Origin of the sequence: Acinetobacter sp. YH12040, from assembly GCF_013420005.1 — a bacterium.
In the GTDB taxonomy this organism is placed as follows: Bacteria; Pseudomonadota; Gammaproteobacteria; order Pseudomonadales; family Moraxellaceae; genus Acinetobacter; species Acinetobacter amyesii.
On the sequence record NZ_VOZB01000007.1, the window covers coordinates 51,591 to 66,635 of the forward strand.

Below are 15,045 nucleotides of genomic sequence, written 5' to 3' on the forward strand. Positions count from 1 at the left end.
AAAGCCACATTATGTGGCTTTTATTGTGAGCATCATCTTTTAATTCAGCACTTGCTGAGCACAGCCACGCATACTATTCAAAACCGCTTTAGAAATCAGTTTATTCTTTTCAGTTTCATTCACTGCAGCAGTCATCAGATCTTTTGCACCGATATCATCCATAGCATGCTCACTCACGCACTGACAAATCGCAGCTTGATTGTCTTTTTTCTGTTGAGCACTCATAAACAACGCAGCACCTTTCCAAATTTTAGAACTATTTAACTCTTGCGAGCATTGATATTCAATCACGGGCTTTAGCATACGCTGACTTAAACTTGATTTATCTGCAATAGCAGCGGATGAAATCAATACTGCGGCTAAAAATGTAATCGATGAGGCAAATATAGAGCGATTTGAATGAGAGAAAAGCATGATTTAAACATAAAAAAGGCAGTGAATATTCACTGCCTGAGATTATACGCTGATTATTAATTCAACGCTTCAATCTTTTTAATCCAAGCTTGTTTTTCCGTATCTGAAATAAATGATGCTTCAAAAGAGTTAATTGCCAGTTGCTTTAACTCTGCATTGCTTAGATCAAGCGCTTTGGTGATCGCAACAAAATTATCATTCATATAACCACCAAAGTACGATGGATCATCTGAATTGACGGTCACATGCACACCTTGTTGCAATAGACGGCGAATATTATGCTCGGCCATATCTTTGACCACGCATAGCTTTAAATTGCTCAATGGGCAAACGGTTAATGGCATTTTCTCTGCAATTAAACGTTGCATCAAAGCAGGATCTTCTTCTGAACGTACACCATGGTCAACACGATTTACTTTCAGTAGATCCAAGGCTTCCCATACGTATTCTGCTGGACCTTCTTCCCCTGCATGCGCAACACTAAGAAAACCTGCTTCACGTGCTTTGGCAAAAACACGTTCGAATTTTGATGGCGGATGCCCCACTTCACTCGAATCTAAACCGACACCAATAATTTGATCTTTATATGGCAAAGCCTGTTCTAGAGTTGAAAATGCTGCATCTTCAGATAAATGACGTAAGAAACACATAATCAGATGTGAGCTAATGCCCAGTTTTACTTTGGCATCATTACAAGCGCGTTGTAAGCCATTCAAAACAGTTTCAAAAGCAACGCCACGATCTGTATGAGTTTGTGGGTCGAAGAACATTTCAGTATGAACCACATGATCTTCTGCACATTTTTCTAAATATGCCCATGCTAAATCATAAAAATCTTGCTCATGAATCAGTACATTTGCACCTGCATAATAAATGTCTAAAAAAGACTGTAAATTATGAAAGTTATACGCTTCTTTTAATTCTTCGACTGACTGATAAGGAATTGCAATATTGTTGCGTTGGGCAATTGCAAACATGAGTTCAGGCTCAAATGTCCCTTCAATATGCACATGTAGCTCTGCTTTTGGCAAAGCGCGAATCAGCTCAAGTTGATCCATCTTTTATCCTCATAAAAATAAAAAAGGGTGCAAACTGAGTTTACACCCTTTCGCTATTTGACAGTATTAACCGCCAAATGCAGCAAATTTTAATGCCCAAAGTGCAGCAATAATCCAGACCATATACGGTACAGTTTTCGCCTTACCTGTAAGTAATTTAACTAATGCATAGCTGATGAAGCCCATTGCAATACCGTCTGCAATTGAATACGTAAACGGCATAAATACAATTGTTAAAAATGCTGGGACTGCTTCAGTAATATCATCCCACTCAATATGAACGATACCTTGAATCATCAACACACCAACAAACAACAATGCTGGCGCAGTTGCAAAACCTGGTACAGACTGAGCAAGTGGTGCTAAGAACAATGCCAAAATAAACAATACAGCAACTACAACCGCAGTTAAACCTGTACGACCACCGGCAGCAACACCTGCTGATGATTCGATATAAGGCGTAGTTGAAGATGTACCCAATGCCGCACCCGCAACAATTGCAGATGAGTCTGCAAATAATGCTTTCTTCAAACGTGGTAATTTACCGTCTTTTAATAAGCCTGCACGATGTGATACACCGACCAATGTACCTGTAGAGTCAAATAAATCGACCAAAAAGAATACAAAGATCACGCCAATCAAACTTGCTGTGAATAGACCTTCGAAATTCATTTGCATGAATGTTGGAGCGATTGAAGGAATAGCACCTACAACACCTTTAAATTCGTTGAAGCCCAGCAGGGTTGAAATTGCAGTAATCACCAAAATACTGATGATGATTGCACCACGTACTTTAAAGTGATGCATAACCACAACCATCAAGAAGCCAAGTAAAGCTAACAAGACAGACGGCTGTTTTAAATCACCCAGACTGACCAGTGTTGCAGGATTATCAACAATAATACCGGCATTTTTCAATGCAATTAGGGCAAGGAATAAACCAATACCGCCACCGATCGCCAGTTTAAGCGACATTGGAATCGCATTGACAATCGCTTCACGGATTTTAAACATGCTGATAGCGATAAAAACAAGGCCAGAGACAAATACAGCTGCTAAAGCAGTTTGCCAATCCACCCCCATACCCAAACACACGGAATAGGTAAAGTAAGCGTTTAAGCCCATACCCGGTGCTAGTGCAATTGGATAGTTAGCAACAATACCCATTACTAAACAGCCAATGGCTGCTGCTAGACACGTTGCGACAAAAACAGCGCCATGATCCATACCCGTTTCGGACAAAATCATTGGATTGACAATAATGATGTAACACATTGTCAAGAAAGTAGTTACACCTGCAATGACCTCTGTTTTGAAACTGGTTTTGTTTTCGCTCAGTTTAAACAGACGTTCAAGCATGTTCTCGGAAGATGGATTAGGAGTCGTCATGACCTAGCCCCTATGAAGTAAACTTTATGCATATAAGCATTCCACAAAATTAATCATGTGATGTATTCATCATTAATTTTGTGTATGCCTAAGCAACGAATATGCCAATTCGGCAGATTGTAGGCTTTAAAAAATCCTATTTTCAACAGCATACAACACGGTACAAATGTTGAAATTTGCAAACAAAAAAGCTGCATAAACTTATGCAGCTCCTCTATTTATGTCATTTAATTCGTATTTAATATCAATAAATACTGATCAAATTAATTTCGGCAAATTATAACACATTGATTTTTTAATGTTTCCACATTTTTATCGCTTTTCAATTTAGTAAATTTAAGACATTGTTTTCTTTATAAAGTTTCAAATTATTATATGTAAAAATAAAATATCAATATTTAGACGAACTCTTCAAGATCATGCTTGAGCTCAATTCAAAAGCAGCAAGATTGATTTTTTTTAGCGCATATAAGGTGATGCGTTCAAATCATCATTGAACACCTGATTAATTTCTTGCTGTCGCTTTAACTCTGCATTTTTATAAACACTAAACCCTAAGAACACAATGCTGAGTATAAAAATTGGTATCAGTATTTTTTTCATAACAAAATTTTATTCATGTTTAAATATTTGGCTATAATAACAAAAAACTTAAACAAAAAAGTGACGTATCTCACAATTTTATATCTTATTAAGTCATTTAATAAGCTATTTGTTCGATCAATGTTAACTTTGTAATATATTTTAGACTAATAGACAAGATAATCGCTGAATGTTTTTTTAAATCCTTTTCCTCAAAAAGCCTCAAATTGTAGATCATTTCATATACGAAATTTAAAGCACGATCAATTTCACAGGCCCACCATTAAATCTCGAATGAAGAAGATAAAAAACCGCTGACTTCAAGGCAGCGGCTATACATATTCTTTTCAGTCTAAGCTTTTCAATTTCGAAATTAAGCGGCTTGTTGTTCATCTCGCTTAAAGACCAATTCACCCTTTAAGCTACTCTCTGCATCGAAATAATATCCATCGGTATTGAACGACTTGATATCTTCAATACGTTCAATTTTATTTTCCAACAAATAACGCGCCATTAGGCCACGTGCTTTTTTGGCATAGAAGCTGATGACTTTATATTTGCCGTTCTTTTGATCGAGAAAAACAGGCTTGATGATTTCGGCTTTGATTTTTGATTCTTTGACCGACTTATAATATTCATCTGAAGCGATGTTGACCAAAAGTTCAGAGCCCGCTTTTTCCAAATCGTCATTAATCAGATTGGTGATTGTGTTATCCCAAAACTCATACAAGTTATTTCCACGTGGGTTTTGTAACTTGGTCCCCATCTCTAAACGATATGGCATCATTAAATCAAGCGGACGCAATAAACCATAGAGACCCGAGAGCATACGCAAATGGGTTTGTGCATATTCAAGGTCTGAGTTTGTAAGTTTATAAGCATCTAAACCGGTATATACATCACCTTTAAAGGCAAAGATTGCTTGGCGTGCATTGGCAAAATCAAAATCAGGCTGCCAATCTCGGAAGCGCTCAACATTTAAAGTCGCAATTTTCTCACTGACACTCATCAAGCTTGAAATTTCACTTGCCGACAATTTACGTGCGACTGAGATCAATTCTTCAGAATGATCTAATAGCCGTGGTTGAGTGAATTTTTCAGTCGGTAAAGCGGTTTCGTAATCTAAAGTTTTTGCTGGAGAAATTAAAGCGAGCATAAACATCCTGATTAATTTTTAATTAAACAAACTATAACAGTAGAGTATTTTCAAATCCAATCTGTGTTTTTGATAAACATAATCTGTAAACTATGCGACTCTCCCGCTTTCACATTTTAGTCATTATGTCAGAACAACTGTTCATTCAAGGGCCTGTTGGTCAGCTTGAAATTTTTGTTGATTATCCACAGGGTGAAGTGAAAGGATTCGCGGTAGTTACACACCCTCACCCATTGCAAGGTGGCACACCACAGCACAAAGTGCCTGTGCTTTTAGCGCAAATGTTCTTAGAACGTGGCTATGTTGTCTATCGCCCAAGTTTCCGCGGCTCTGGCCAAAGTGCAGGAATACATGACGAAGGCAATGGTGAAACCAAAGATACCATGCAAGTCATTGAATTTGCTCGTAGCCAACACCCAAACTTGCCATTTTATGCAGGCGGTTTTAGTTTTGGTGCAAATGTCATGACTAAATGCTATGCCCTATTGCCAGTGGAGTTACAGCCTGTACAGACTATTTTATGCGGCTTACCAACCACAACAGTTGCAGGTGTACGTCACTATGTGACACCGCATATCAAGGGTGATATTTTATTTATTCATGGTGAAGAAGATAATGTCACACTGTTATCTGACTTGATTCAATGGGCCAAACCACAGCGCCATTTAATCACGGTTTTGCCAGGTGCAAACCACTTCTTTACGGGTTATCTCAAACAGCTTCGTATTGCGATTTCACGCTTTTTAGTATAAACAATACCAAAAATGAGTCAGCTTAACTGGCTCATTTTTTTGCCTAGTGACCGCTCTATTCCCCACCAATATTTCAGATAAATTCACCTACAGCACTTCGATTTATCCATCTTTTTAGTGCATTGGCCATCATTATCTATTCAACATGTACTGACCTAATTCGTCGCTAGTTTAATTTTTATTACGCAATATTTTTTTATCGAAAAACCAATTATTTACTTGTTTATATGACCAACTGCAGAAATAATACCCAGAAAAATGAACATAAAATTTAGAGGGAAAAATGAAATTTATTGTTGCTGTGATTTTAAGTCTAGGCATTGCAGCTTTGGTTTATTATTTTAATTCAACCCCATCCACAACGACAAATTTGCCAGCGTCTACGGTTGCTGTGAACGATGGTCCCAAAGCCTATTTGACTGCATCATACAAGATGAATGTCGATGGTCGTGATTTTAGCTTAAAGATGGTCTATGACTTTCCCAACAGCCAAGTGTGTGAAGCCCAACTCAACAGCACTGACACCATGAATATGATCTCAACCTTTAAGCAACGCTGTTCGAGTGACTCGGTGTGTAAAGAAGCTGAAATTTCATCTTGTTCATCTTTTACCGATCAAAAATATAAAGATATGCTCGATAAAAACTATCATGACACCCATTATATTTATTTAAGCGATAGCAAATTGACTGATCAACGTGGTGTGATCGTGTTTTGGGGACTCAATGAACAAGAGTCAGAAAAAATGTGTGACTATGTGAAAAAGAGCAATCGAACTATTAATCCTATCAATATTGAATGTCTATAACGTTGTAAATACATTCCGTTAAAAAACAAAAAAGCAGCGCTATGCTGCTTTTTTATGGATGATTTTTAATTCAATATTTCAGATCATTTCGTCATTTGTTTCCATTGAAACTCACTATATGACTCTTCTTCTTTTAAACTGTTTTCAACCGCTTGAGCCAATTGGTTCAATAGACTTTGCTCGGTAATACGGTCTAACCAATCTTGGTCTTCATCTGGATAAGAGGTAATTTCACAGACTAGACGACCGGATTCATCCTGCCCCTGACATGTCACTGAAAGTGGCAATTCATGTTGATCGACACTGACTGCAATCTGATCACCACTTTGCGATAACGTTTGAAAGCCATAACGCTCTAATTTATTTGCCAATAATTCAGCAACCTGAGTTTGCGTATCAGCACTGCTTTCAACTCGATTTGAATCGCTATGGGCGGTGAATTGTAGTTTTCTCATGTATCTATCCAAAGACATTCTTGTTGTATGGTTTTAGCATAAGCAATTAAAACCAAACAGCCAAGCATTTGCTTGGCTGTTGTTGAATAAATATACAAATTTAGTCAATTATTTATTCACTTACCACAATCATTAAACCGGCTTGAGTCGCTAGCTCTGTAAATGTCGGGAAGCTGGTCGCAACAGTTTCTGTACCCACGATATTAATTTCACCCGAAGTACGTAAACCTGCCATTGAGAAGCTCATTGCAATACGGTGGTCATGATGTGATTCGATTTGACCACCTGTGAAGATTGCACCCCACTCACCCGCTTTGCCTTGACCTTCAATGATAATGCCGTCCTCGGTTGGCGTACAATCGATACCCATAATTTTTAGGCCATCTGCCATCACTTGAATACGATCCGACTCTTTCACTCGAAGTTCAGCTGCACCAGTCAAAATGGTTTGACCCTCTGCACATGCAGCAGCAATAAATAACGCTGGGAATTCATCAATCGCCAATGGCACTTGATCTTCTGGAATATGAATGCCTTTGAGTGTACGTGAACCACGAATACGAATATCTGCAATCGGCTCACCGCCAGCGATACGTTCATTTTCAACAGTCAGGTCAGCACCCATCTGTTTTAAAATTTCGATCACACCTGTACGTGTTGGATTAATGCCGACCGCTTCAAGTGTGACATCTGAACCTTCAGTAATCGCTGCACCCACCATAAAGAATGCTGCAGATGAAATGTCAGAGGGTACTTGAATGTCCGTACCGACTAACTTGCCACCACCTAGAAGTGAAATGCGGTTGCCTTCTGTTTTTACGTCATAACCAAATGCGCGAAGCATACGTTCAGAATGGTCACGTGTCGGTTCTGGCTCAGTGACAACAGTTTCACCTTCCGCCCAAAGACCAGCCAACAAAATACCTGATTTTACTTGTGCAGATGCCATTGGTAAGTCGTAGTGAATACCTTTCAGGTTTTGACTTCCGGAAATAGACACGGGCGGCGTACCACGCTCACCTGTAGTTTGAATTTGCGCACCCATTTCACGTAATGGTTTGGCAATACGTTCCATTGGACGTTTTGATAATGACGCATCACCCGTCATCACTGAATCAAACTTCTGTGCCGACAACATGCCTGAAAGCAAACGCATTGAAGTACCTGAATTGCCCATATACAAAGCGCCTGCAGGTGCTTTTAAACCATGCATACCTACACCATGAATAGTGACTTCGCCGTTTTTAGGGCCTTCAATACTCACCCCCATATCGCGGAATGCTTGAAGGGTTGCCAAGGCATCTTCACCTTCAAGGAAACCAGTGACATGCGTTGTGCCTTCTGCAATAGCACCAAACATGATAGAGCGATGTGACACAGATTTATCACCTGGCCCAGTAAATTTACCTTGGAATTGCTTTGGACCCGGTAAAATTTTGAATTGCTGTGTCGTCACTTTATTTTTCTCCATCAGTGGTTTCTTTGCGAGCATGTGATTGAAATGTTGGCGTGCTGCTTGTGCATGCCCCAACAGCCCCATCAACGCTTGTGAGTTTTCATCTTCAATCAGTTTGCGAAGAATAGCCAATTGTTTTTCAAAGCCATCTACCGCATTTAAAATTGCCTTTTTATTGGCAAAAAAGATGTCATGCCACATATGTGGGTCGCTTGCAGCAATACGTGAAAAATCACGAAAACCGCCAGCGGCATAACGGAAAATATCCAAATTGTCTTCTCGGTTCGCAAGTTGCTCAACCAAGTTAAATGCCATCAAATGCGGAAGATGACTGGTATGGGCCAACACTTCATCGTGTTTTTCCACATCCATGCAAATTACTTCCGCTTTGGCAGCTTGCCACAATTGAATTAGTTTCTCTACAGCCCAATCTGCACTGCTAGGTAATGGTGTCAAAATCACTTTGTGATTAGCAAATAAATCTACCTTACCTGCATGCACACCTGTTAGTTCAGCCCCAGCAATCGGATGCCCCGGTACAAAACCAGTAGGTAATTGCTCACCATAGACGGCTTTCGCTGCATCAACGACATTGCCTTTGGTACTACCAACATCGGTAATAATCGTCTGTTCGGATAGATAAGGCTTGATCGCTTCAAGGACTTTTTGTGTCGCTCGTACTGGCAAAGCCAAGACAACGAGATCTGCACCTTTGACCGCTTCAGCAGGATCGCTATAACCCTGCTGAATAAGTCCTAAAGCTTTTGCATCTTCTAAAGTTTTTTGTGAACGCGTAGACGCTACAATTTCCTTAGCTAAACCTTCAGCAATCATGACGCGAGCTAGGCTTGAGCCAATCAGCCCAAGCCCAATAAAAGCAACTTTTTCAAATAGTGGTACAGACATGACTTAAGCTTTAGCCTCTAAGCCCAAAACTTTAGCCAATGCCGCTAAGAATTTAGCATTTTCAGCTTCAGTCCCAATTGATACACGTAAATGCTCAGGGATACCAACTGGACGAACAATCACACCTTCTTTTAATAAAGCATTGAAAGTCTGTGCAGGATCTGCTTTTACATTTACTAAAATGAAGTTGGCACGTGAAGGCACATACGCTAAACCTAAAGCATCAAAGCCTGACTCAAGTTGAGCCATACCCGCTTTGTTCACTACGCGTGATTTTTCAATAAACGCTTCATCTTTAAGTGCAGCAACTGCAGCAACCATTGCTAAATGGTTGACGTTGAATGGTTGACGAATACGATTGAGGAAATCCGTCACTTCAACTGAAGCCAAAGCAAAACCTACACGTAGTGCAGCCAAGCCATAGCATTTTGACATGGTACGGCTAACGATTAAGTTTGCGTATTGATCTAAGAATTTCAAGCTGTTGAAGTTTTCTGGGAAATATTCCACATAAGCTTCATCTAAAACCACGATCACATTTGCAGGTACTTTTTGCATGAACGCTTCAAATTCAGCTTCTTCAAACCATGTACCTGTTGGATTATTTGGGTTCGCAATAAAAATTAATTTAGTATTGTCTTTAACCGCAGCAGCCATTGCCTCTAGATCATGTGAAAAACCTTTTGCAGGCACTTCAATCGCTTCAGCATTAATTGCTTGAGTCACCAGACCATACACAGCAAATGCGTGTTGGCTATAAACAACTGAATCATTTTCAGAAACGAATGCGCGAGCAAAAATTTCCAGAAGATCGTTTGAACCATTACCCAACGTAATGCGGTCATGTGCAATACCAAATTGTTTTTCAACTTGGTCTTTCAAAATAAAACCGCCACCATCCGGATATCGACCAATTTCTGCAAGTTCAGCAGCAACCGCTTCTTTCACTTTGTCAGAACAACCCAATGGGTTTTCATTTGATGCGAGTTTTACGATATCTGTAATACCCAACTCACGCTCAAGTTCACTAATTGGTTTACCTGGTTGGTAAGGCTTTAGCTTTGCAATGCCTTCATTGGCTGGGACAAACGTCATTTTACACTTCCAGTTTTTTCAAATGATGAAGGTGATCAACTCCTGATGGAATTGATCACAGTTGTGATCTTAAAGAACAGCAATCGGATATGAACCCAATACACGAATTTCTTTTACTAACGGACGAATTTCTTCAATTGCCGCTTTCACGTTTTCTTGCTCAACATGACCTTCCAAGTCCACAAAGAATACATAAGCCCATTTTTCTGGTAATGCAGGACGTGTTTCAATACTGGTCAAACTGATATTGTGTTTTGCAAATGGTGCAAGAATTTCAAGCAACGCCCCTGCACGGTCATGCGCAGAAATCAACAATGAAGTTTTGTCATTACCAGATTGTGGCACTTTCTCACGACCAATCACCAAGAAACGAGTAGTATTTTCAGGATTGTCTTCAATATTGCTATGTAAAATTTCAAGGTTGTAAATGTTCGCAGCGACTTCAGAAGCAATTGCTGCTGAGTGCCATTCATTGCGAATACGGCGTGCAGCTTCTGCATTTGAACTGAGTGCAACACGTTCTACACCTGGATAATGAGCATCTAACCAACCACGGCATTGCGCCAAAGTTTGTTGATGTGCATAAATCTGTTTAATGCTGTCTTTACGTGTGTTTTCAGACACTAGGAACTGGTGATGAATACGCAGCTCCACTTCACCAATAACATTCAGATGTGAAGATTTAAAACAATCTAAAGTGTGGTTCACTACACCTTCAGATGAGTTCTCTACAGGCACAAGACCATAGTGCGCACTGCCTGCTTCTACTTCGCGGAATACTTCATCAATCGTTGGAAGAGGGCGAACAACAGCGTCTTGACCGAAATGTTTTAAAACAGCCGAATGCGTATAAGTTCCGACTGGACCTAAAAACGCAATACTTTGCGGTGCTTCAAGGGCTAAACATGCCGACATGATCTCACGGAATAAACGCGCCATAGTCACATCAGACAATGGGCCTTCGTTACGATCCATAACTTTACGTAAAACTTGCGCTTCACGTTCAGGACGATAAAACAATGGATTCTCTTCTGCAGCAAATTTTGCTTTTGCCACAGCTTCAGCTAGTTTCGCACGACGGTTGATAAGTTGTTGAATCTGCATATCAACAGAGTCGATATCTTCACGAATTTGAGCTAAGTCCAGAGAAGTCGGAGTGTTTTGATCATCGTTGATCATTGTTATGTCGCCCTTCAAAAAAATTTTGCAAACAGTATAACAATAGTTAGCTTTCAAATGTTGCGCAATACGACTTTGATGGTTTCAGCCTTAAAAACATACAGTTGATTAAAGCTTCATCAGCTTAACTTAAGAGCCAAAACAGCCAAACTGATAGGTAAAGCCATAATTAAGGCAAATCTTACCTTTTGACGGCTTTATTGATCATTCATCTTGAGCAGCACAATAAATAGACCTTTGTATCTTGGAGCTTGTAGTGATTAGCTTCCACTATATGCAAATTGTAGAGTTTGTAATAGACCTAAGACTTTTAGTCTGTGAAAGAGATAAAACCTACAATTTGCCCTAACCACTTGCACAACTCTGGACGGTAACTAAGCACTTTGATGCTGTATTCACAAGAAAAGACGGTGGTTATGCTAAAACAATAATTGGATAAATAAAGCAGGTAAAGATTATGTTTTATCTTGGTATTGATGTTGCTAAAGCTAAAATTGATTGCTGTTTAATTTTAGAAAATTCTGCAAGTAAAAAGAAAACCAAAACTTTTTCAAATACACCAAAAGGTTTTGAGCAACTTCAAACCTGGCTAAAGCAGCATGCTGCAACTTCTACGCAGACCATTATCTTAATGGAAGCCACATCTATTTATCATGAACTCTTGGCTAAATATTTATTTGATGCGGACTATCAAGTCTGTGTAACCAATCCTGCCAGAGCTCGATATTTTGCTCAGAGTATGTCTAAGCTAAATAAAACAGACAAGGTGGATAGTGAAGTTCTAGCTCGATTTGCGATGACTGCCGATCTACATTTTTGGCAACCTTTACCCCAACCTATTCAATTTCTGAATGCTTTGCTAGATAGAAGAGCTGTGCTTTGTGAAGATTTACAACGTGAAAAGAATCGTTTGGAAAAAGCAGAGTCTACCTTCACGATGGAACCTGTACTTCAGTCTATCCATAAGAGTATTAGGCAGTTAAACAAGCACATTCAGGGTATCGACCAGCAAATTGATGCTCATATCGATCAGAATCCTGATTTAAGAAATGATAAAGAACTGCTCAGCAGTATTCCAGCTATTGCAGATCGAACCAGTTTATTAATGCTCAGTTTCTTGCGCAGCCATACTTTTGAAAGCGCTAGTCAAGCGGCCGCCTTTGTTGGCTTGGTCCCCATTCAAAAGCAATCAGGTAGCTCCATTCATGGCAGAAGCCGTTTATCCAAAGCGGGCTCTTCCAAAATACGTGCCGGTTTATATATGGCAGCCATTGTCGCAACTCGGCATAATCCCCACATTAGAGGGATGAATGAAAGATTATTGGCCAATGGTAAAACCAAAATGATGGCGATTGGAGCTGCGATGAGGAAGTTGGTTCATCTTTGTTATGGTGTACTCAAACACCAACAACCTTATCAAGCGGATTATTGAGCATGAATTCTCAATAATTTGCTTGACGTTTCAGACGGTATCTCTCTTTTCCTCCAAATTTGCATCAGATCCATCCCCTTATAAGCCCATCAATCAATTTGTTTCATTGGTCATTGCAGTTTTAAATTTTGCTTTCAATACTTGAAGCAAAAGAAAAAATTCAAAACTTGGCTTTCATGGCATAGAAATAATTTAAAACTTAAAGATGATCTATATAAACACTTGGTCATTGATCGTTTTTTCAGTGACTTAATAGGCACTTTCATCTAGTGTTTACAGTCATTGACGCATTTATTACAAAAGACACAGGTAATTTTTATTATTGCTTTGTAGTCTAAATATCAGAAAAAAAATAACAGACCCATAGGTACAAGTATGCACAAGAAAATTGCAGTGTTAGTGACCTACGATTTTGAAGATATTGAGTATCTTGAGCCTGTAGAAGCATTTCGAGCCGCTCGGCACAGCATTATCAATATCGAAGATCAGGTTGGAAAAATCGTTCACGGTATTAAACGCCGTTCCCAGATCACCATTGACCAGAGTATCGAAGACGCCTCTGTCCATGATTTTGATGCCTTGTTTATCCCCGGCGGTTATTCCCCCGAGAAACTCGCTTTAGATGACCGTTTTATCTATTTTGTACGTAATTTTGCAGATAGCCAAAAGCCGATCTTGAGCAGTTGCCATGGTCCACAGTTGTTATTAGAAGCTGGTGTCATACAAGGTCGCCATTTCGCCCAATCTGAAACGCTGAAATCCGCTTTGTTAAACGCGGGTGTGGTGGTTTCGGATCAATCGGTCGTGAATGATAATAACCTGTATATATCGTCGCGTAGTACTTTAGATACGCCTGAATTTATTGAAGTCTGTTTGCAAGTTTTGGGGCAACCGTCATTATCATAGGTTTCAAAATATTCACGCAAAATTAAACACACAATCTAATTCAAATAAGCAAATCTATAGAAATACATCGTCTCTATAGAAATACATCCTAAAAAAAATAGCGAAGTCTTCACTTCGCTATTTTAATTTCAGCCTGATAAATTGTTTATCGACCTAAAATACTTCGTGCCACGATTTCTTTCATAATTTCATTGGTGCCACCGTAGATTTGCTGAATACGTGCATCAACAAAGAAACGTGAAATTGGATATTCGGTCATATAACCATAGCCACCAAATAATTGAAGTAGATTATGGGCCACTTTCATTTGCATATCGGTAGAAAAGCTCTTGAGTGCTGCTGCAGTTTCAACATCAAGTTTGCCTTGCATATAAAGTTCAACATTTTGATTATAAAATGCCGCTGTAGCCAATTCGTCAATCTTAGCCTGTGCCAAGACAAAACGAGTATTTTGGAACTGTCCAATCGCCTGTCCGAACGCTTGACGCTCTTTAACATACTGCGTTGCCACATCAATGGAACCGCGAATCGCACCAATTGCAGTCGAGGCAATTGCGGTACGTTCACGCGGTAACTCTTGCATCAAGTAAGCAAAGCCTTGTCCAGCTTGACCCAAAAGTTGCTCTTTTGGCACTTTGACGTTGTCATAAAACAACTCTGAAGTGTCTTGCGCATGCAGACCAATTTTGTCGAGGTTGGTACCTTTCTTAAATCCATCCAAATGTGTATCGACTAAAAGTAATGACACACCTTTGGCACGTGCTTGTGGATCAGTTTTTGCAGCCAATACCACAAGGTCTGCATGTTGACCATTTGAAATAAAAGTTTTCGAGCCATTGAGCAGATAATGATCACCCTGCAAAATTGCACTACTACGCATAGACTGCAAGTCCGAACCTGCTCCCGGCTCTGTCATACCAATAGCACCGACCACTTCACCCGTGACCATTTTCGGTAACCAATATTGTTTTTGTTCTTCTGAACCAATGTGCAAAATATAAGGCGCTGCAATTTCAGAATGGCATGAAATACCTGTCGATAATGCACTAAAACCTGCTCGCGCAGATTCTTCGACTAGCATCAGTGAATAATGCGTTGGAACGCCATAGCCGCCATATTCTTCAGGCACATCCACACATAAAAAGCCATTTTCACCCAAAGCATTCCATACTGAACGCGGCATAATGCCTTCACGTTCCCATTGCTCATAATGTGGTGCGACATGCTCTGCCATAAAACGGCGAAAGTTATCTCGAAATAATTCTAAGTCTGCATCATAAGCCAGCATGTGTTTCTTCCTTGGTTGAGTTTGTTGTTTTGTTGAGCTTCATCCTATTGCAGTTTAGAACAGCCGTCATGCCTAAAAACTAAAGCGTTCAAATTTGGCTTTGGGCTTACATAAAAAAAGAAAGCCGAAGCTTCCTTTTTAATTACATCTTTTACATCACAGCATCAGC

The 15,045-nt window shown here is 39.6% G+C and carries 13 protein-coding genes; 4 read left to right on the forward strand and 9 right to left on the reverse strand.

The window, feature by feature from the left end; translation table 11 throughout:
- Window positions 1-39 precede the first annotated feature (39 nt).
- The 4 genes from FTT99_RS09585 to yaaA form a co-directional block, all read right to left on the reverse strand.
- Window positions 40-414: a hypothetical protein gene (locus FTT99_RS09585; protein ID WP_180131446.1), complete on the reverse strand. Its 375-nt coding sequence runs from the start codon at window positions 412-414 to the stop codon at window positions 40-42.
- A gap of 56 nt (window positions 415-470) precedes the next feature.
- The gene (locus FTT99_RS09590) at window positions 471-1,472 is read right to left on the reverse strand and encodes an adenosine deaminase (protein ID WP_180131449.1); all 1,002 of its coding nucleotides are present in this window, start codon (window positions 1,470-1,472) and stop codon (window positions 471-473) included.
- 66 nt (window positions 1,473-1,538) lie between these two features.
- Window positions 1,539-2,861: an NCS2 family permease gene (locus tag FTT99_RS09595; protein ID WP_180131452.1), complete on the reverse strand. Its 1,323-nt coding sequence runs from the start codon at window positions 2,859-2,861 to the stop codon at window positions 1,539-1,541.
- Window positions 2,862-3,816: 955 nt separating this feature from the next.
- Window positions 3,817-4,599 (reverse strand): peroxide stress protein YaaA, encoded by a 783-nt coding sequence (yaaA, locus tag FTT99_RS09600; RefSeq protein WP_180132045.1) that lies wholly within the window; start codon window positions 4,597-4,599, stop codon window positions 3,817-3,819.
- A gap of 125 nt (window positions 4,600-4,724) precedes the next feature.
- On the opposite strand from yaaA, the gene FTT99_RS09605 reads away from it, so the two are divergent.
- Window positions 4,725-5,351 (forward strand): alpha/beta hydrolase, encoded by a 627-nt coding sequence (locus FTT99_RS09605; protein ID WP_078194407.1) that lies wholly within the window; start codon window positions 4,725-4,727, stop codon window positions 5,349-5,351.
- Window positions 5,352-5,634: 283 nt separating this feature from the next.
- Complete coding sequence (locus tag FTT99_RS09610) at window positions 5,635-6,159, forward strand: hypothetical protein (RefSeq protein WP_180132044.1); 525 nt, start codon at window positions 5,635-5,637, stop codon at window positions 6,157-6,159.
- 83 nt (window positions 6,160-6,242) lie between these two features.
- Here FTT99_RS09610 and FTT99_RS09615 read toward each other — a convergent pair whose 3' ends face one another.
- From FTT99_RS09615 to pheA, 4 genes are all read right to left on the reverse strand, one after another.
- Entirely contained in the window at window positions 6,243-6,614 is a 372-nt protein-coding gene (locus tag FTT99_RS09615; RefSeq protein ID WP_180005242.1) for a hypothetical protein, read from the reverse strand.
- A gap of 112 nt (window positions 6,615-6,726) precedes the next feature.
- Entirely contained in the window at window positions 6,727-8,976 is a 2,250-nt protein-coding gene (locus FTT99_RS09620) for a bifunctional prephenate dehydrogenase/3-phosphoshikimate 1-carboxyvinyltransferase (RefSeq protein ID WP_180161419.1), read from the reverse strand.
- Window positions 8,977-8,979: 3 nt separating this feature from the next.
- On the reverse strand, window positions 8,980-10,071 hold the full coding sequence (gene hisC / locus FTT99_RS09625) for a histidinol-phosphate transaminase (protein WP_180132042.1): 1,092 nt from the start codon (window positions 10,069-10,071) through the stop codon (window positions 8,980-8,982).
- Between the two features lie 69 nt (window positions 10,072-10,140).
- The gene (gene pheA, locus FTT99_RS09630; protein ID WP_078194414.1) at window positions 10,141-11,250 is read right to left on the reverse strand and encodes a prephenate dehydratase; all 1,110 of its coding nucleotides are present in this window, start codon (window positions 11,248-11,250) and stop codon (window positions 10,141-10,143) included.
- Between the two features lie 457 nt (window positions 11,251-11,707).
- Here pheA and FTT99_RS09635 point away from each other — a divergent pair, with 457 nt between their 5' ends.
- Complete coding sequence (locus tag FTT99_RS09635; protein WP_150378074.1) at window positions 11,708-12,682, forward strand: IS110 family transposase; 975 nt, start codon at window positions 11,708-11,710, stop codon at window positions 12,680-12,682.
- 375 nt (window positions 12,683-13,057) lie between these two features.
- The gene (locus tag FTT99_RS09640; RefSeq protein ID WP_180132041.1) at window positions 13,058-13,588 is read left to right on the forward strand and encodes a DJ-1/PfpI family protein; all 531 of its coding nucleotides are present in this window, start codon (window positions 13,058-13,060) and stop codon (window positions 13,586-13,588) included.
- A 145-nt stretch (window positions 13,589-13,733) separates the two neighbouring features.
- Here FTT99_RS09640 and FTT99_RS09645 read toward each other — a convergent pair whose 3' ends face one another.
- Entirely contained in the window at window positions 13,734-14,876 is a 1,143-nt protein-coding gene (locus tag FTT99_RS09645) for an acyl-CoA dehydrogenase family protein (RefSeq protein ID WP_180020843.1), read from the reverse strand.
- Between the last annotated feature and the right edge of the window lie 169 nt (window positions 14,877-15,045).